Origin of the sequence: Synechococcus sp. HJ21-Hayes (assembly GCF_024345835.1) — a bacterium.
Lineage (GTDB): Bacteria > Cyanobacteriota > Cyanobacteriia > PCC-6307 > Cyanobiaceae > Vulcanococcus.
Genome location: NZ_JAGQBW010000004.1, coordinates 64,956 through 83,171 on the forward strand (window position 1 = coordinate 64,956; position 18,216 = coordinate 83,171).

General features: G+C 67.3%; 16 protein-coding genes. 5 read left to right on the forward strand and 11 right to left on the reverse strand.

From position 1 onward, the window contains the following. Positions 1-8 precede the first annotated feature (8 nt). From KBZ14_RS04630 to KBZ14_RS04650, 5 genes are all read right to left on the reverse strand, one after another. Positions 9-2,384, reverse strand: a complete 2,376-nt coding sequence (locus KBZ14_RS04630; RefSeq protein WP_255117144.1) for a UvrD-helicase domain-containing protein — start codon at positions 2,382-2,384, stop codon at positions 9-11. A gap of 17 nt (positions 2,385-2,401) precedes the next feature. Beyond that, the gene (locus KBZ14_RS04635; RefSeq protein WP_255117145.1) at positions 2,402-4,222 is read right to left on the reverse strand and encodes an ABC transporter ATP-binding protein; all 1,821 of its coding nucleotides are present in this window, start codon (positions 4,220-4,222) and stop codon (positions 2,402-2,404) included. A 23-nt stretch (positions 4,223-4,245) separates the two neighbouring features. Further along, the gene (locus KBZ14_RS04640) at positions 4,246-5,301 is read right to left on the reverse strand and encodes a glycosyltransferase (protein ID WP_255117146.1); all 1,056 of its coding nucleotides are present in this window, start codon (positions 5,299-5,301) and stop codon (positions 4,246-4,248) included. Beyond that, on the reverse strand, positions 5,302-6,015 hold the full coding sequence (locus KBZ14_RS04645; RefSeq protein ID WP_255117147.1) for a biliverdin-producing heme oxygenase: 714 nt from the start codon (positions 6,013-6,015) through the stop codon (positions 5,302-5,304). A 76-nt stretch (positions 6,016-6,091) separates the two neighbouring features. Beyond that, complete coding sequence (locus KBZ14_RS04650) at positions 6,092-6,541, reverse strand: hypothetical protein (RefSeq protein ID WP_255117148.1); 450 nt, start codon at positions 6,539-6,541, stop codon at positions 6,092-6,094. Between the two features lie 88 nt (positions 6,542-6,629). Here KBZ14_RS04650 and KBZ14_RS04655 point away from each other — a divergent pair, with 88 nt between their 5' ends. Together KBZ14_RS04655 and KBZ14_RS04660 are read left to right on the forward strand one after the other, a co-directional pair. Continuing rightward, a complete protein-coding gene (locus tag KBZ14_RS04655; RefSeq protein ID WP_255117149.1) occupies positions 6,630-7,319 on the forward strand; it encodes a hypothetical protein in 690 nt (229 codons plus the stop codon). Between the two features lie 102 nt (positions 7,320-7,421). Beyond that, on the forward strand, positions 7,422-8,852 hold the full coding sequence (locus KBZ14_RS04660) for an NADP-dependent isocitrate dehydrogenase (protein WP_255117150.1): 1,431 nt from the start codon (positions 7,422-7,424) through the stop codon (positions 8,850-8,852). Between the two features lie 22 nt (positions 8,853-8,874). Here KBZ14_RS04660 and KBZ14_RS04665 read toward each other — a convergent pair whose 3' ends face one another. The 3 genes from KBZ14_RS04665 to KBZ14_RS04675 are packed head-to-tail and all read right to left on the reverse strand — an operon-like array spanning position 8,875 to position 11,294. Then, the gene (locus KBZ14_RS04665) at positions 8,875-9,036 is read right to left on the reverse strand and encodes a DUF5989 family protein (RefSeq protein WP_247909660.1); all 162 of its coding nucleotides are present in this window, start codon (positions 9,034-9,036) and stop codon (positions 8,875-8,877) included. Positions 9,037-9,042: 6 nt separating this feature from the next. Beyond that, complete coding sequence (locus tag KBZ14_RS04670) at positions 9,043-9,450, reverse strand: SxtJ family membrane protein (protein WP_255117151.1); 408 nt, start codon at positions 9,448-9,450, stop codon at positions 9,043-9,045. A 5-nt stretch (positions 9,451-9,455) separates the two neighbouring features. Then, complete coding sequence (locus KBZ14_RS04675) at positions 9,456-11,294, reverse strand: carbamoyltransferase family protein (protein WP_255117229.1); 1,839 nt, start codon at positions 11,292-11,294, stop codon at positions 9,456-9,458. Positions 11,295-11,351: 57 nt separating this feature from the next. Here KBZ14_RS04675 and KBZ14_RS04680 point away from each other — a divergent pair, with 57 nt between their 5' ends. Both KBZ14_RS04680 and KBZ14_RS04685 read left to right on the forward strand, forming a co-directional pair. Next, a complete protein-coding gene (locus tag KBZ14_RS04680) occupies positions 11,352-12,689 on the forward strand; it encodes a (Fe-S)-binding protein (protein ID WP_255117152.1) in 1,338 nt (445 codons plus the stop codon). Then, positions 12,686-14,065, forward strand: a complete 1,380-nt coding sequence (locus tag KBZ14_RS04685) for an APC family permease (protein WP_255117153.1) — start codon at positions 12,686-12,688, stop codon at positions 14,063-14,065. The genes KBZ14_RS04680 and KBZ14_RS04685 overlap by 4 nt, the downstream gene beginning before the upstream one ends. Here KBZ14_RS04685 and KBZ14_RS04690 read toward each other — a convergent pair. Then, a complete protein-coding gene (locus KBZ14_RS04690) occupies positions 14,019-15,395 on the reverse strand; it encodes a four-carbon acid sugar kinase family protein (RefSeq protein WP_255117154.1) in 1,377 nt (458 codons plus the stop codon). The two genes, KBZ14_RS04685 and KBZ14_RS04690, sit on opposite strands and share 47 nt — an antisense overlap. A gap of 14 nt (positions 15,396-15,409) precedes the next feature. On the opposite strand from KBZ14_RS04690, the gene KBZ14_RS04695 reads away from it, so the two are divergent. After that, the gene (locus tag KBZ14_RS04695) at positions 15,410-16,615 is read left to right on the forward strand and encodes an FAD-binding oxidoreductase (RefSeq protein ID WP_255117155.1); all 1,206 of its coding nucleotides are present in this window, start codon (positions 15,410-15,412) and stop codon (positions 16,613-16,615) included. Here KBZ14_RS04695 and KBZ14_RS04700 read toward each other — a convergent pair. Continuing rightward, a complete protein-coding gene (locus tag KBZ14_RS04700) occupies positions 16,606-17,496 on the reverse strand; it encodes an aldose epimerase family protein (protein WP_255117156.1) in 891 nt (296 codons plus the stop codon). The two genes, KBZ14_RS04695 and KBZ14_RS04700, sit on opposite strands and share 10 nt — an antisense overlap. Continuing rightward, positions 17,493-18,203, reverse strand: coding sequence for a glycosyltransferase family 2 protein (locus KBZ14_RS04705; RefSeq protein WP_255117157.1), 711 nt, complete (start codon positions 18,201-18,203; stop codon positions 17,493-17,495). The genes KBZ14_RS04700 and KBZ14_RS04705 overlap by 4 nt, the downstream gene beginning before the upstream one ends. Between the last annotated feature and the right edge of the window lie 13 nt (positions 18,204-18,216).

Consider the following 18,216-nt stretch of genomic DNA (forward strand, 5'->3'; position numbering starts at 1 on the left):
GCCGGCCTTCAGAGCGGCTCAATCGGCGCCAGGCGCGGATCGAGAATCTTGGGGGGCAGCCCTTCGAACTTCACGGCGATCGAGATCTTCTCGCCGCTGCCAAACAGGTGGGTCACCTTGCCCTCGCCAAAGGAGCTGTGCAACAGGCGATCCCCCACGGCCCAGGCCTTGCTGGTGCTGCGCCGGCGCACGGCGTTGGCGGGGGCGGCCGCAGCACTGGGCGCATCCCGGTCCACCCGAGTGAGGCGCTCCAGCCGGTTCTCGCGGCGGATGGCGGCACCACCACTGCGGGGGATATCGCCCTGCACCAGTTCCTCCGGCAGCTCCGAGAGGAACACCGAGGGCACCGCCGGCTCGCGCATGCCCCCCCACAGGCGTCGCTCACTGGCATGGGAGAGGAACAGGCGCTCCTTGGCCCGGGTGATGCCCACGTAGCAGAGGCGCCGCTCCTCCTCCATGGCGGCGGGATCCTCCAGGGAGCGGTAGCTGGGGAACAGCCCCTGCTCCATCCCCACCAGGAACACCACCGGGAACTCCAGGCCCTTGCTGGCGTGCAGGGTCATCAGGGTCACCCGGTCCTGCTCGGTGTCCTTGCTGTCGGCACCGCTGGCCAGGGCCGCGGAGGCCAGGAAATCCTCCAGGGATCCCTCCTCGTTCTCCTCCTGGTATTGCAGGGCCGCATTCACCAGCTCGTTGAGGTTGCGGCGCCGATCTTCCGCCTCATCGGTGCCATCGGCGATCAGCTCGGCCACATAGCCGCTCTGCTCCATCACCCGCTGCACCAGCTCCGAGGGCGCTGCCTCCTGGGATCGGCCCTGCAGATCGTTGATGAGCTCACAGAACTGCAACAGGCCCTTGGCGGAGCGGCCCCCCAGGGTGCGCACGGCCTCGGGATCGCGCACCACCTCCCACAGGGGAATGCCCAGCTGGTTGGAGGCATCCGTGAGCCGCTCAATCGTGGTTTTGCCGATGCCCCGCTTGGGGGTGTTCAGCACCCGCAGCAGGCTCACCGTGTCCGCCGGGTTCACCAGCAGCTTCAGGTAGGCGAGCACATCCTTGATCTCGCGCCGGTCGTAGAAGCGCAGGCCGCCCACCACGATGTAGGGGATGCCCCAACGCACCAGCGATTCCTCCATCGCCCGCGATTGGGCATTGGTGCGATACAGCACCGCCATATCACCCCAGCGCAGATCGGGGTGGGCCGCATCGAGCATGCGCATGCGATGCACCACGGCTTCGGCCTCGGCGATCTCGTCGTCGCAGCGGGTGAGGGTGATCAGCTCCCCTTCGCCGCGGGTGGGGCGCAGCACCTTATCGATCCGCTCTGAGTTGTGGGCGATCAGGGCATTGGCCGCCTCCAGGATCGTGGCGGTGGAGCGGTAGTTCTCCTCCAGCTTCACCATCGTGCGGGTGGCGTCATCAGCGGCGCCATCACCGAAGTCGTCCTGAAAACCCATCAGGATCGTGAAATCGGCGGCCCGGAAGCTGTAGATGCTCTGGTCGGCATCGCCCACCACGAACACAGAGCGACCCTCCCAGTTGTCGTACACCTCAGGATCCTGGCCATCGGTGACCAGCAGCTTGATCAGGTCGTACTGGGTGCGGTTGGTGTCCTGATACTCATCCACCAGCACGTGGCGAAAGCGCCGGTGCCAGTAGCCCCGCACCTGCTCGTTCTGGCGCAGCAGCTGCACGGGCAGCAACAGCAGATCATCGAAATCCAGGGCGTTGTTGGCCGCCAGGGCCCGGCGGTAGCGCCGGTAGGTTTCGGCCATCAACTTGCCCCGCTGGCCGCCGGCTTCAGCCTCCAGCTGCTCAGGCATCCAGCCCTGGTTCTTGGCGCTGCTGATGGCCCAGCGCACCTTCTTGGGTTCAAACCGCTTGGGATCGAGCCCCAGCTCCTGGGTCACGATCTCCTTCACCAGGCTTTGGGTGTCGGTCTCGTCGTAGATCGAGAACTGGCGGGTCCAGCTCAAACCCTCCGGATCCTTGAACTTGTCGATGTCGAAGCGCAGCAGCCGCGCAAACAGAGCGTGGAAGGTGCCGATCCACAGATCTTTGATCACCTCCCGGTAGATGCGCGAGCGCAGCTGGCGCTGCTCCACCGGCGGCAGGGTGCTCCAGGGCTGGCCGAACTGGCTCTGGGCCAGTTTCTGGGCCAGCAGCAACTCCAGCCGCTCCTTCATCTCCCGGGCGGCCTTGTTGGTGAACGTCACGGCCAGCAACTCGGCCGGATCCACGCCGTGGTGGCCGATCAGGTGGGCGATGCGGTGGGTGAGGGCCCGGGTTTTACCGCTGCCGGCACCTGCCACCACCAGCAGTGGGCCGGTGTGGTGATCCACAGCCTTGCGCTGGGCATCGTTGAGGCCGGCGAGAAAACTCATGGGGCAGTCACCAAGACCTAACCGGCCAGTCGGTTCTCCAGCATCGCCAATTCCCGGAAGCTGGCGGAGCGCTCCTGCAGTTCGTGGAAGCTGCCGTAGGCCTTCACCTCGCCCTGGTGGAACTCATAGATCCGGTCGCAGCGCTGCACGGTGCTGAGCCGGTGGGCAATCACCACGGTGGTGCAGCGGCGGCCCACCACCTCCAGGGCCTCGATCACCTCCGATTCAGTGCGGTTATCCAGGGCGCTGGTGGCCTCATCCAGCACCAGGAACTTGGCCTGGCGGTAGAAGGCACGGGCCAGGGCCAGCCGCTGGCGCTGGCCGCCGGAGAGCCGCAGGCCGTTCTCCCCCACCGGGGTATGAAGGCCATAGGGCAGTTCCGCCACAAAATCCTGCAGCTGGGCCGCCTCGAGGGCCTCCCACACCCGGTGCTGATCGGCCTGGTCCGGAGGGATGCCAAAGGCCACGTTTTCCAGCACGCTGCCATTGAGCAGGTTGATCGCCTGGGGCACCTGGGCGCAGTTGGCCTGCCAAGCCGGCACATCCAAGCCCTCCACCGGAATGCCATCCAGTTCCAGGTGGCCGCGGCTGGGCAGCAACAACCCCAGCAGCAGATTGGCGGTGGTGCTCTTGCCGCTGCCGGTGCTCCCCACCAGGGCCACCCGCGAGCCCACCGGGATGGAGAGATTCACCCCCTTGAGCACCCACTCCTCGGAGCTGGGGTAGCGATACCACACATCCTGCAGGCGGATGCTGTGCCGCGGAAACACCCCCGCTGCCGAGGGCACCCCGGCACTGCGCAGGGTGGGGCGATCGGCCGGCAGGTTGAGCAGCTGCAAGGCGCCATTCAGCAGGGGCAGGCCGCCACGCAGCTGGGTGAGGGAGCGGAAGGCATCCTGCAGGGGGGGCGTGAGCCGCAGCGCCGCCACGGCAATCGTGGCGAGGAAGGGCAGGATCTCGCGCACCTTGCTGGGCTCGCCGCTGATCAGGGCCGGCACGGCCCCCACCGCAAAGATCATCGTGATCCCGAAGGGCTCGATCAAGCCACGGGGCAGATCGGGCAACCATTCGGTGATCCAGGCGTAATGCCGGGCCTTCTCGCCGGAGGCCTGAAACATCCGCTCGAAATAGGGCTCAGAGCCGGTGAGTTGAATGTCGCGAATCGAGCCGAGCGATTCAAACAGGATGCTGGCGGATTCCGTTTCCAGGCGCATCTTCTGGCGAAACCCATGGCGCAGCCGCGGGGTCACGCTGGAGGAAATCACGGCATAGGCCAGCACCAGGCTGCCCACCAGCAGCACTGCCAGCCAGCGGCCCACGAACAGAATGCCGATCGACAGCAACACGATCGACACCGACGCGCTGAGGATCTGCAGGATCGGCGTGACCACATTGGTGGCCACCCGATTGAGATTGTTCAGCAGCTGCGAACTCAGCTCAGCGGTGCTCTTGCCGAGGTGATAGGCATAGCCCTGCTGCAGGAGCCGGGCATGCACCTGATCGGAAAGATCGCGCCAGATCTGGGCCGAGAGCCGTTGCTGAAAGAACTTCAGCGAGATCTTGGAGAGTGAGGCCAGCCAGGCCAACACGATGAACACCAGGATCAGCCATAGGCTCTGATCCACCCCATCGCCGCCGAACACATGCACGCCGGGCAGGCGATCTTCCAGTTCTGAACCCACCAGGGCGCCGGTGAGGCGAGCGATCACCGCCACCGACACCAGATCAATCACCCCCGGCAGCACCGAACAGGGCACCAACACCAACAACGATCGCAGCCGACGCTCAGGCAAATAACCGAGGAGCTGCCGAATCTGATCGAACGTCTGGCTACGCATGGCCTCACGCTATGGCGCAGACGTCAGCGCATCAACAGCACGCGGCCAGCCAGCCAACCGATTGGCCCGGGGAGCGGTTGCAGCCGTTGCAGCCGCTGCTGCCAGCGCAGGCGGCGGGGCGATGGGCTGCGCAGCACCACCGCCCCCTCACCGAGGCGATCCCAGTGGCGGCCGAGTTGCTCGAGGGCTTGGCGCCAGCGCTCCAGCAGGGCCGCCTCGCTGCACCCCTCCAGCAGGGCATCCAGGGCCGCCGGCTGGGGCCGCCAGGGAGCCGGGTTCGCCGCCGCCGCCGCCATGCGCTCCAGGTCGTTCTCCAAGCTGCCGCAGCCGATCTGGTGGCCGAGCAGACCCGGATCCAGCGTGTCCGCCAGGGCATGGTTGAGGCTGCTGAACACCACGCAGCCGCAGGCCAGAGCCTCGATCGGCGGCAGCCCGAAGCCCTCGCTCACGCCCCGGCCACGCCAGTAGTCGGCCGAGTCGTAGAGCACCACGGTGGCGCTGTTGAACAGATCCACCAGATCGTCCACCCAGCCGCTCTGCACCTCCACCCGCAGGCCCCGGGCCCTCAGGGCCGGCACCAGCTTCTGGAGCACGTAGGCACTGCTCTTGCGCTGCTGCACCAGCACATCGATGGGGCGGGGTTCCTGGCGATCGCGGGCACCCCGCTCGATCCACTGGAGCTCCAGGGCATTCGGCACCAGGAACAGCGGACTGCGGGGGCTGCGGTCCCCCCAGTAGCCCAGGGTGTTGCGGCTCACCGCCAGCACCGGCACCCCCGGCGGCAGATCAAAGCCGTAGCCACTGCTATGGGCGTGATAAGCCACAGGCCGCCCCGTGAGGCGGCGCAACAGCCTGGGCACATCGAAGCCCCAGCTCACGATCCACAGAGCCGGCTCGTCCGGGGGCTCCGTGCGCAACAGATCGTCGAGGAAGGGATGATCCGGTTCCCGCTGCCGGTAGGTCACCACCTGCACCGGTGCCAGCTGGCTCACCAGCCGCGCCGTTTGCAGCTCTACGAGCAAGCCGCCGCAGCGGAACTTGCCGGTGGTGCCGGGAACCAGAAAGCGAACAGGGCGCACTCAGGCGGCAACGGCTTCGGTGCTGCCGGCCCGCTGGCGGCGGGTGAGGAAGCCAAACAGCACCTTGCCGATGGCGGCCACCAGGTTGCCCTCCAGCTCCTTGAACATGTTCATGTTCAGGTGGAAGGCCTCATTGGCCTCCTCCACGATGCGATCGGCCATGGCCTGATCGATGGGCAAGGTGTCCATGGCGGCGCGATAGGTGCCCTTGAAGGCCTTCTCGTCGTCGATGGCCTGGAACGTGTAGAAGTTGAGGCCGTCGTGATCGCTCAGGTTCATCGCCTTCTGGGCGATGTTCTTGAGAATCAGGCCACCGGAGAGGTCGCCCAGGTAGCGGGTGTAGTGGTGGCCCACCAGCAGCTCGGGCGAGTCCTGAGCCACCTGGTGGATGCGGGCCACGTAGGCCGCCGCCGAGGGTGAAGGCTGGATCTGGTGGCGCCAGTCGGAGCCGAAGTAATAGGCCAGGTCTTGCTCGAGGGCCTCGCGGCGGTTCAGCTGCGGGAAGGCGATCGGGGCCACCACCGGGTGCTCCTTGAGCTTGGCGATCTCCTCTTCCATGGCCCCGTACACGAAGTACAGATCGGCCACCAGCTTGCGGTAGCTGGCCTTGTCCACCACACCCTTGAGGAAGCAGCTCACGAAGCCGGTGTTCTCCGCCATGGTGTGGGACTTTTTGGTCCCTTCCCGCAGTTGGGACGCAAGGGCGACAGACATGTCCTGAGGTGCTGCTTGAGCCGAGGGATCAAGGTAGGCGCGCTATTCGCGAGCCTGCCGCCAAGGTTGCGAAGGGTTACGCAGCGCAGCCCTCGCCAGCCGCCCCATCGAACAGATCGAACAGGTCGCGGCAGAAGCCCTGCAGGGCCGCCACCACCGCCGGCTGGGGCAGGTGGCTCCCCGCTGGCTGCCAGTCGCCCACGGTGGCGAGCCGCCAGCGCTCCGCGTCGTAGGTGAGCCCCCGGATCGTGACGCCCAGCAGGCGCGGCAGCCCCCCGGCCGAGACCGGGGCCTGCTCCAGCCGCAACTGCACCAGAAACGAGCGGCACTGGCTGCGGGGGCTCCAGCCCGGCAGATGAAACGACAGATCCAGGCTCTCCAGCTCGGCGAAGGCGCGGGTCTGGGGATCGTCGCGCCAGGGGGTGAGATTGGCCCGGGCATCAGGGAAGTGGCCCCGAAACAGGGCGGCTGCCGAGGCGATGGCCTGGGCCAGTTCCAGTGATTGGGCCTGATCGGCGGCGTTCATGCCCCCCATGCTGATGACGGTGGCAAGCCTTGGCAGTCCGGATCGGCGGTTGCCAACATGGGTTTCGGCTTGCTGCCCGGAACCCACCATGGTGATCGCCCCTGCAGGGCGCCGCGCACAGACCAAGGAGCTGGCCGTGCTGGGCTTGCTCTACCTGCTCCAGAACATCAACGCCGAAATGCTGCGGCGTGCGGCCGGCTCCCTCGACAGCCAGCTGACCGGGACCGCCAGCGGCCGCATCGTCGCCGACTTGACCCTCTTGCAAGCCGACCGTATCCATCCCGTGGCGATGGTGATCTGCGGGGTTGGGTTGGTTGCCATGACAACGGCCCTGTGGCGTGGGCTCCGGGTACCTCGTTGGAGCTTTGACGCCCTGGGGGCGTGGTTCTGCCTGCGGCTGTTGGCCGAATACCTCACCATCAACGGACTGATCTTCGAAGGCTCCAAGGTTCAACCCGGCGTCTTATTGGGCCAGATCGTGCTGTATCTGCCCTACTTCGTGATCAGTTGGGGATGGATCTTCCATCGGCTGGATCTGGTCGGCCAGGCGCAACCTGGCCTCGTAGTGCAACTTAGCGACGCCAATCCAACCAAGGGGATTACGTCGTTTGATTACTACCACGCCTCGATCAGCACCCTCCTGAACAAGAGCAAGCCCACGCTCGTGGGGGTGACGCGCACGGGGCGGATCCTGGTGCTGGTCTACCTGGGGATGATCCTGGGGCTGTATGCCCTGACCTTTGCACGGATCCTGCAGCTCACGCGGTCATTGGTCTGACCCCCCAGCAAAGCGACCGGCCGAGGCGCTGATCACCACCAACCTTTTCAGGCCCACCCGCAGGCATAGGCTCGCTCAATCGCTGTCACGCCGGGGCGCACCATGGCCACTTACGAGAAGCTCACCGCCCCAGCCACGGGCACGGCCATCCGCTTCGAGAACGGCCAGCCGGTGGTGCCGATCGACCCGATCATTCCCTTCATCCGCGGCGATGGCACCGGCGTGGACATCTGGCCCGCCACCCAGAAGGTCCTGGATGCGGCGGTGGCCAAGGCCTACGGCGGTGAACGCCGGATCGAGTGGTTCAAGGTGTACGCCGGCGATGAGGCCTGCGACCTCTACGGCACCTACCAGTACCTGCCGGAGGACACCCTTGAGGCGATCCGCACCTATGGCGTGGCCATCAAGGGGCCACTCACCACGCCGATCGGCGGCGGCATCCGCTCCTTGAACGTGGCCCTGCGGCAGATCTTTGACCTCTACTGCTGCGTGCGGCCCTGCCGCTATTACGCCGGCACCCCCAGCCCCCACAAGCGGCCCCAAGACCTCGACGTGATCGTGTATCGCGAGAACACCGAGGACATCTACATGGGGATCGAGTGGGAAGCCAACGACCCCGTTGGCCTCGACCTGATCAAGCACCTCAACGAGGTGGTGATCCCCGCCAACGGCAAGCTCGGCAAGCGCCAGATCCCCACGGGCTCGGGCATCGGCATCAAGCCGGTGAGCAAGCACGGCAGCCAGCGCCACATCCGCAAGGCCATCCAGCACGCCCTGCGTCTGGAGGGCGACAAGCGCCACGTGACCCTGGTGCACAAGGGCAACATCATGAAATTCACGGAGGGCGCCTTCCGCGACTGGGGCTACGAGCTGGCCACCACCGAATTCCGCGCTGTGTGCATCACCGAGCGGGAGAGCTGGATCCTCGGCAACCTCGACCAGGACCCCGGCCTGAGCATCGAGGCCAATGCCCGCATGATCGAGCCCGGCTACGACAGCCTCACCCCCGAGAAGAAGGCGGCCATTGACGCCGAAGTGCAGGGCGTGATCGACGCCATCGGCACCAGCCACGGCGGTGGCCAATGGAAGCAGATGGTGCTGGTAGACGACCGCATCGCCGACAGCATCTTCCAGCAAATCCAGACCCGCCCGGCCGACTACTCGGTGCTGGCTACCCTCAACCTCAACGGCGACTACATCTCCGATGCCGCCGCGGCCGTGGTGGGCGGCCTGGGCATGGCCCCCGGCGCCAACATCGGCGACCACGCCGCCATCTTCGAGGCCACCCACGGCACCGCGCCCAAGCACGCCGGTCTCGATCGCATCAACCCCGGCTCGGTGATCCTCAGCGGCGTGATGATGCTCGAGTTCATGGGCTGGCAGGAGGCCGCCGACCTGATCACCCAGGGGCTGAGCGCCGCCATCGCCAATGGCGAGGTGACTTACGACCTCGCCCGCCTAATGGAGCCCCCCGTGGAGCCCGTGAGCTGCAGCGGCTTCGCCGAGGCTGTGGTGCGCCACTTCGGGGGCTAATGGCTCCCCCAAGACCTTGGGCTCAGAAGATCGAATAGATGAACGGAGCCACCACTGATCCCTGAGTGAACACCAGCAGGGAACCCATCAACACAATGGTGATGATCAGCGGTGCCAGCCAATACTTCTTGCGCACCTTGAGGAAGTCCCAGACGTCCTTCAGCAGGTCGAGAAAGGCTTCCATGGCAACTCAGAAGATACGGGTGAGGTTAATGGTGGGATGCTGCCGAACTTGGCGGTAGCTGCTGGCGCCATCGCGGCGGCGGCGTAGTGGGTCATAACCCGTGAGCCGCATCACCAGGGCAATCGGCTGGAGCACCAGCAGGAACACGACCCCGAGGATCAGGTGGCTGTTCACCCAGCCCAGGCCATGGCCCAGGGCCATCCAGCCCCGGTAAGGCCAGGCAAGCGTGCGGGGCGCCAGCAGGCCCAGAAGGAGGGCTGGGACGCCAATCACGAACGGCCACAACGGCAGCGAATGGCCCCTGAGGCTCGGGAACAGCCAACCAAACACCACCGGGAACACAATGCCGATTAGCAAGCCGAAGTCCCGCAGCTGCTTCTTGCTGGGGCCTGGATCAGAGGTTTGGGAAGCCATGCGGATCAGTCGAGTTCAAAGTCCTGCATCCAGCGCTCATCGCGCTCCTGCTGTGGCTGCTCCTGTTTGAGCAGCAGCTGGTTCTCCAACACCAGCACATCCATTTCCGTGCGCATGAAGCAGCGGTAGGCATCTTGTGGCGTGCACACGATGGGCTCGCCGCGCACATTGAACGACGTATTCACAACCGTAGGGCAACCAGTGCGGCGCTGGAAGGCCTTAATCAGATTATAGTAACGCGAATTGGTTGATTGGCTAACGGTTTGCACCCGGGCCGAATAGTCCACATGGGTGATAGCGGGCAACACAGAGCGAGGCACATTGAGCTTGTCGATGCCAAACAGTTGCTCCTGTTCGGGCGTCATCGGCTTGCAGAGCGACTGCTTCACCGGTGCGACCAACAGCATGTAGGGGCTCTTGGCATCCAATTCAAACTGGTTGCCCACCTCCTCCTCCAGTACCGAGGGAGCAAAGGGGCGGAAACTCTCGCGGTATTTGATCTTGAGGTTCATCACGCTCTGCATCTGCTGATTACGTGGATCGCCAATGATCGAACGACCGCCGAGGGAGCGGGGGCCAAATTCCATAGAGCCGTTAAACCAGCCAATGACCTTTCCCTGATCGAGCAGTTCCGCCAGCCGCTCAAACAGCGGGCCGTCGTCGAGAACGTGGAAGGGTGCCTTGATCTGCTCGAGATAGGAGCGAATCTCGTCATTGGCAAAGCGGGGACCGAGATAGGTACCCTTCATCGCATCACCCAGCTGAACGGCGCGGGGCTTGCCGAAATGCTGGTGCCAGGCCACCAGGGCCGCGCCGAGCGCCGACCCTGCATCCCCGCTGGCGGGCTGGATCCAGATCTGCTCAAAGGGCCCCTCCCGCAGCAGCTTGCCATTCGCCACGCAGTTCAGCGCCACGCCACCAGCCAGACAGAGGTTGGTGGCTCCGGTGTCGGCGTGGATTGAGCGGGCCAGCTTGAGCACGATCTCCTCCGTCACAACCTGGATCGAAGCCGCCAGATCCATATGGAACTGGCTGAGCTCGCTTTCGCCCTTACGGGGAGGGCAGCCAAGCAACTTGTGGAACTTGCGACCCGTCATTCGGAAGCCGCGGTGGAACTTGAAGTAGCTGAGATCAAGGCGAAAACTGCCGTCGTCCTTGATATCGATCAGGTGATCCTTGATCAGCTGGGCATACTGCGGCTCACCATAGGGAGCCAAACCCATCAGCTTGTACTCACCGGAATTCACCTTGAAACCGCAGTAGTAGGTGAACGCGGAATAGAGCAGGCCTAGTGAATGGGGGAAATTGATCTCCCACAGCGGCTTGAGTGCATTGCTCTCACCCAGCCAGGCCGAGGTGGTGGCCCATTCGCCCACCCCGTCCATGCACAGAACCGCGGCCTTCTCAAATGGGCTGGGATAGAAGGCCGCTCCAGCATGGGAGAGGTGGTGTTCGCTGAACAGCAGCTCCGGGAGCCTGGCACCCTCAGGGGCCAGCGCCTTGAGCTGCTTCTTGATCTCGGTTTTGAGGAACAGCTTCTCCTTCAGCCACACCTGCATGGCGGCCACGAACGATCGCCCACCGCGAGGGGCAGCACCGAGATAGGTTTCGAGTAGGCGCTCGAACGTGAGCAGCGGTTTCTCGTAGTACACCACCGCATCCAGATCGGCAAGCGTCAGCCCCTGGCTCTCAAGGCAATAACGCACCGCCTGCACCGGGAAGCGCGCGTCGTGCTTCTTGCGGCTGAAGCGCTCCTCCTGTGCCGCAGCGGCGATCTCTCCATCTACCACTAACGCAGCAGCACTGTCGTGGTAGTAAGCGGAGATGCCGAGGATTCTCACAATGGCCACCTAACCGTGCGATTCTTACAGGATTGCCGCGCGCCAGACAGACTGGCCGGCATGAATCCAGCCGCCACCAACGCTCCGGTCCCCCCGGCCCTGAGTACCACCGACCCCTGCGTGCACTGCGGCTTCTGCCTACCCAGCTGTGCCAGCTATCGGGTGCTGGGCACGGAGATGGATTCGCCCCGGGGCCGGATTCACGCCCTCAAGGCGATCGAGGCCGGCGAGCTCACGCTCGACGCCACAGTGGCCAGCCATTTCGACAGCTGCCTGGGCTGCTTCGCCTGCGTGAGCGCCTGCCCCTCGGGCGTGCGCTACGACGAACTGATCGAGGCCACTCGCCCCAAGCTGAACGCGCCCGAGCTGCGCACCCCCGCCCAGCGGGCCTTCCGCCACCTGCTGTTGGCCCTGCTGCCCTACCCCAAGCGGCTGCGGGGGGTGCTGGCACCGCTGCGGGCCTATGCCGGCACGCCGCTACAGGCCCTGGCCCGCCGCAGTGGCCTGCTGCGCCTGCTCGGGCCCCAGATCGAGGCCATGGAGCAGCTGCTACCGCCCCTGCCCCCCGACGCCTTCCAAGCCAGCTTCCCGCCGGTGGTGCCGGCCCATGGCGAGCGCCGGGCGCGGGTGGGGCTGGTGCTGGGCTGCGTGCAGCGGCTGTTTGACCCCGCCGTGAACCGGGCCGTGGTGGAGGTGCTGAGCGCCAACGGCATCGAAGTGGTGATCCCGCCAGATCAGGGTTGCTGCGGCGCCGTGACCCATCACCAGGGCGAGCTGGAGCACACCCAGCAGCTCGCCAGCGGCGTGATCAGCAGTTTTGCGGGCGTGGGCCCGCTCGATGCGGTGCTGGTGGCGGCCTCCGGCTGCGGCCACACCCTCAAGGCCTACGCCACCATCCTCAGCAGCGAGCGCGGCGGCGCCTTTGCGTCCCAAGTGCGGGACGTTCACGAATTCCTGCAGGCCCTGGGCCTGAGCGAGGCCTTCCGGGCCCAACTGGCGCCCCTGGCCCATGCCGACGGCAGCCCCGCCAGCGCCGAGCGCCCCCTCGCAGTGGCCTATCACGACGCCTGCCACATGCTCCACGGCCAGGGCATCAGTGCCGAGCCCCGCGCCCTGCTGCGCCAGATCCCGCACCTAGTGCTGCGTGAGGCCACGGAAGCAGGCGTGTGCTGCGGCAGTGCCGGCATCTACAACCTGGTACAACCGCTGGAGGCCGCGGAACTGGGCCAGATCAAGGCGGCCGACCTGGCCGGCACCGGCGCCGAGCTGGCCGCCAGCGCCAACATCGGCTGCACCCTGCAGATCCGCCGCCACATGGCCGAGCAGGAGCATCCAATCCCGGTGCACCATCCGATCGAACTGCTGCAGCGCAGCTGGCGAGCCGGCCAGCGCCCATGAGCCAGGCACCCCCGGGCCGGCTGCTGAACATCCTCGGCTTGGGCTTCGGGCTGGCGGGGGCCGTGGGCGGCACAATCGGCGCCGGCATCCTGCGCACGCCTGGGCTGGTGGCCGCCCAGCTGCCCTCAGGCCCCCTGGTGCTGGCGGCCTGGCTGGCCGGGGGGCTCTATGCCCTGCTGGGGGCGGTGTGCCTCGCCGAGCTGGCGGCGGCCCTGCCGCGGGCCGGTGGCTGGTATGTGTACGCCGAGCGGGCCTTCGGGCGCCGGACTGGCCTGCTGGTGGGCTGGAGCGACTGGCTCGCCCACTGCATCGGCCTGGCCTGGGTGGCCACCACGGTGGGGGAGTACGGCCAGGCGCTGCTGCCGGCGACGATCCCCCAGGAGGCCTTCGTAGCCAGGCTCCTGGCGCTGCTCGCGATCGGCCTGTTCACCCTGATCCAGCTACGGGGTCTGCGGGCCGGCAGCGCCAGCCAGCAGTGGCTCAGCCTGGCCAAGGCGGTGGCTTTCCTGGTGCTGGTGGCGGGCTGCTTTCTGCTGCCCTCGCCGCTCCAGGCCGCCGCCCCTCAACCCGAGCTGGCGCCGCAGCTGGCTGTGGAGCCCAACCTGGCTGCCGTGCTGGCCCTGCAGGCGGTGATCACCACTTACGACGGCTGGGCCAGCCCCGTGTATTTCGCCGAGGAGTTCAGCGACCCGGCCCGCGACCTTCCCCGCTCCCTGATCGGCGGGGTACTCGCAGTTCTGGCGCTCTATCTCCTGATCAACGCCGCCCTGCTGCACGTGTTGCCCCTGCCGCTGCTGGCCCAGGTCACCCTGCCGGCAGCCCTGGCGGCCACGGCGCTGGTGGGGCCTCTGGGGGGCGCCCTGATCACGGCGGTGGCGCTGGTGGCGCTGCTCGGGCTGATCAACACCGTGGTGATGGCCGCGCCGCGGATCCTCTATGGCCTCGGCCGCGACGGCCTACTGCCCGCCCTCACCAGCCAAGTGAACGCCGGCGGCACCCCCACAGCGGCGCTGCTCCTCACCAGCGGCGCGGCCGCCCTGCTGGTGTTGGCCGGATCCTTCGAGCAATTGCTGGCCCTGGGGGCCCTGCTCTACGTGAGCCTGCCCCTGACGGGCATCGCCGCGCTAGTGGCGCTGCGCTGGCGGGAACCGGATCTGCCCAGACCGTTCCGCAGCTGGGCCTACCCGCTGCCGCCGCTGCTGGTGGCCACAGTGTCGCTGGCCTTCCTGGTCGCGGCCGCCGCCAGTGATCCGCCCATCGGCCTGGCTGCCGCGGCCCTAGTGGCACTGGCCCTGCCAGGTGCACTGCTGGCCGAGCACCTGGGCTGGCTCACGACGGAGCCAGAAAGCCCTCCATCCAAGCCCACGCCTCCCTGAGGGTGCTGGCATCGCCCAGGTTGCCCGGAAATGTGAGCAGCGGCAGATCCCCCGCCAGCACCAGCGACAGCCCCGGCAGCAGCTGGCCCTGCAGCTCCACCGCTGCCAGCCCCAGGCCATCGGCCAGCAGGGTGTGGGTGGTGATGCCGCCCTTGCTGATCAGATAGCCCAGCTCCGGCGCCAGGGTGGCGGCCAGGCGGGCCATCAGGGCCGCCAGCGCCAGGCCGAAGCGGCGGCGCTCGGCGGCATTGCGGCAGAGCAGCTCGCCACGGCTGCTGAACAACACCGGCGTTAGGCCCGCCGCCAGCCCATCTCGCAGCTGCTGCAGCCAGGCCTGCTCCAGCGAAACCAGCAGCCGATCGGGCAGTGGCCCCTCCAGCACCCGCGCCAGCCGCTCCACAGCGATCTCCACCCCAACGCAGCGCGGATCGGCCAGCAGGGCCTCCAGCTGGGCATCGGCCAGGGGCACATGGGAGCCCACCAGCACCAGGCCCGGGCGCTGCACCTCCGCCGCATCCCGGCGCCGCAGGCCCACCAGGCCGGCGGAATCGAGAGGTTGGGGCGGCAGCGGCACCAGGCCGTTGAGCAGGCTGGCGGCGGATTGGAACAGGAACCGCCGCGGCCGGCCCCAGCGCTCGGCAGCGGATGGAGCCGTGAGCTCCCGCACCGCGACTCCCAGGGCCAACAGGTGCTGCGGCCGCTCCGCATCCACCACCCCCCAGGCATGGCCCTCCAGCCCGGCCAGGCGCCGGCAGAGGCGCTCGCCATCGCCCTCCAACTCCGCCAGCGTGATGGGCTGCACCGCGGCCGCCGGGATCCGGCCGCCGCTTTTCTCCGCCACCCAATCCGGCAGGAAACTGGTGCTGTAGCCGAATAACCGATCGCGGGCAAAGGGGGTGGTGTGCACGGGCTCGCCATGCAACCAATGCACCCCATCCACGGTGGTGCGCCCACCGGGGAGAAAGGCCGGGGCCAGCAAGGTGGCATCGAAGGGGCCCAGCTCCTCGCTGATCACCTCGCATTCCAGGGGGAAGTGGCCCCGCAGGGTGGAATCGCCACGGCTCACGATCAGCCAGTGGTCGATGGCCCCAGCCGCCAGGGCCGCCTCCAGAGCGGGCTTGAGGGCGCGGCAGATCTCCCGCACCCGCTGGGCGGCCGCCGCTGGATCCAGGGCCCTTGTGTTGGCCAGCACGAACAGCAGCGGCGAGGGGTGCTCGAGGCCCCGGCGCAGGGCCTGCCCATCCCAGCGCAGCAGCAGCGGGCAGCCATGCACGGTCTGAGAGCCGGTGGGGTCGTCGTCCAGAACAACAACTTTGAGCCGATCTGCCATGGCACCATCGTGCCGTGATCACCCCCGAGCCCAGCGAACTGCAGGAGCTGGTGCAAGACCTGCACCGGCAGTCCACCCCCTGGCAACCGGCAGGCCACGGCACACGGCTGCACTGGGGGCCCCCTGTGCAGGGGCTGGTGCTGAGCACCGCCCGGCTCAACCGGATCGTGGAGCACTGCATCGGCGACTTCACCATCACCGCCCAGGCCGGCGTGCCGCTGCGGCAGCTGCAGCAGGAGCTGGCGGCCCAGGGCCAGTGGCTGGCGCTCGACTGGCCCTGGGGCAGCGGCGCCGATGGCGCGGGATCCGGCACGGTCGGGGGCCTGGTGGCCCGCGGCATGGCCGGAGGGCTGCGCCAGCGCTATCTGGGGGTGCGCGACCAACTGATTGGCCTGGCCCTGCTGCGGGCCGATGGCACCGCCGCCAAAGCCGGCGGCAAGGTGGTGAAGAACGTGGCCGGTTACGACCTAATGCGCCTGTTCACGGGCAGCTGGGGCAGTTTGGGCCTGATCACCGAGCTCACCCTGCGCACCTTCCCCCGGCCAGTGCTGCGCCAAGGCCTGCTGCTGCAGGGGCCCTTGCCGGCCCTGGATCAGCTGCGCCGCCACTGCCTCAGCTCCGCCCTCATGCCGGAGCTGATCGACTGGTGGAGCCCGGCCCTGGCCCGGGCTTCCGGTGCAGCCAGCGAGGCCAGCCTGCTGATCAGCCTGGCCAGCGTGAGCCCTGAGGCGATCGCGGATCAACTGCGGGCCTGGAGCGAGCTGGCGGCAGCAACGGGACTGAACCCCCAGGCCCTGGATGCCGAGCGACTGGAGGCCCTGGGGGCCATCAGCCTGGGCCCGGATCAAGGCGAGCCCATGGGGCAACGCAGCCGCTGGTTGTTGCGCCTGGGCGTGCTGCCGGCCCGGGCCGGCGCGCTGCTGGTGGATCCCCTGGTGGCGGGCCTGCCGCTCAACCTGGCCGCCGGCAGTGGCGTGGGCCTGGCCTGGGCCGAGGCAGACCAACTGCCCGGTTACCGGGTGGAAGCCCTGCGCCGCCGCTGCCTGGAACTGGGGGGCTATCTCATGGTGCTGGAGCAGCCGGCCGGCTCAGCCCTGCCTGCCTGGGAGAACGCACCGGCCCGGCCGGTGATCGAGGCGCTGAAACGCGAGTTCGATCCCCTGCAGCAGCTGGCCCGCGGCCGCTTGCCGGGGGTGAAGCCCCCCGCCCCTCAGGCCTGACGCGTGGGGGTGCTGCAGAGCGCGTAGCGGCACTGCAACTGCAGCTGCTCGCCGGGCTCGAGCCGCAAGCAGCGATCCCCGCTGGCGAGGGCGCCGCGGGGCGCCGTCCAGGGTTCAAGGCACACCATGGGGCGGGGAGGGTCGGTCCACACCACGGCCAGATCCAGGGGCGCCGTGGTTTGCAGTTCCACGCCCTGGCCCGTGGCCTGATCCCACAGGCACACGCCAGCCGCTGGCCCGGCCAGAAGATCAATGCCGCCGGCCAGCTGCTGCAGCTGCTCCAGCGTGGCAGCCGGCTCCATGGTGAGGTGGTTCACACAGTGTTCCGGCAGCCCCTGCACCACGGCCGCCTCCAGGGCGGACACGGCGAAGTAGGGATGCAGGCCGAGGGCAAACGGCATGGGATCCGGCCGGTTTTGCGGGCCGGCGTGATGGTGCACCGTGGCCCTGATGGCCAGGGCGCCGGGCTCCAGCCGGTAGTCCAACGTCAGGCCAAAGGCGAAGGGATAGGCGGCCTGGCTGGTGGGCGAATCCTCGAGCGTGAGCCGCACCCCCTGGCCATCGGCCAGCGCCTCCAGGCTCCAGGGCAAATCACGGGCAAAGCCGTGCTGCGCCATGGGGAAGGTGCCCCGCGGCAGCACCAGGGTGTCGCCGGGCAGGTTCCCGCAGATGGGAAACAGCACCGGGATCCCGCCCCGCACACTCTTGGCCGGATCGGCGAAGCGCTCCGCATCGAAATAGAGGCGCTCGCGGCCCTCGCACACCCAGCTGGTGACCAGCCCACCCCGTTCCGGCACCACCCGCAACTGATCGCCAGCGGCGGCCGTGAACAGCCAGTGGGGATAGAGCTCAGCAGGCCCAGCGCAGCGAAGCAGGGTCATCGGGCCCAGAGGTTGTACTTGAGGATGCACCACACGGCACGCACACCATCTTTCCAGCCAATCTTCTTGCCTTCGTCGTAGGTGCGGCCGTAATAGGAAATGCCCACCTCAAAGATGCGGCAGCGGCGCCGGGCCAACTTGGCGGTGATCTCCGGCTCAAAGCCGAAGCGTTTCTCACGAATCGGAATGGCCTGAATGATCTCCGTGCGGAAGGCCTTGTAGCAGGTCTCCATGTCGGTGAGGTTCAGGTCCGTGAACATGTTGCTCAACAGGGTGAGAAACCCGTTGCCCACCCGGTGCCAGAAGTACACAACCCGGTGTGGCGCCGCGCCCTGAAAACGGCTGCCGAACACCACATCAGCCTTGCCCTGCACGATCGGGCCAATCACCAGGGGATATTCGGCCGGGTCGTACTCCAGGTCGGCATCCTGCACGATGCAGATCTCGCCACGGGCCGCCCGGAACCCCGTGGCCAGAGCGGCACCTTTGCCCTGGTTGCGCTCGTGCAACAACACGGTGAGGTCGCTGGCCTGCAGCCCCTGCAACAGCTCGCGGGTGCCATCGCTGGAGCCGTCGTCCACCACGATGATCTGCTTGGAGGCCACCGGCGCCTGCCGCACCCGCTCAATCAAATCGAGGATCGTCGCGGCCTCGTTAAAACAGGGGATCACCACCGAGAGCAGCGGCCGCGAAGCACTCGGTGCCATGAACCCGATCCGT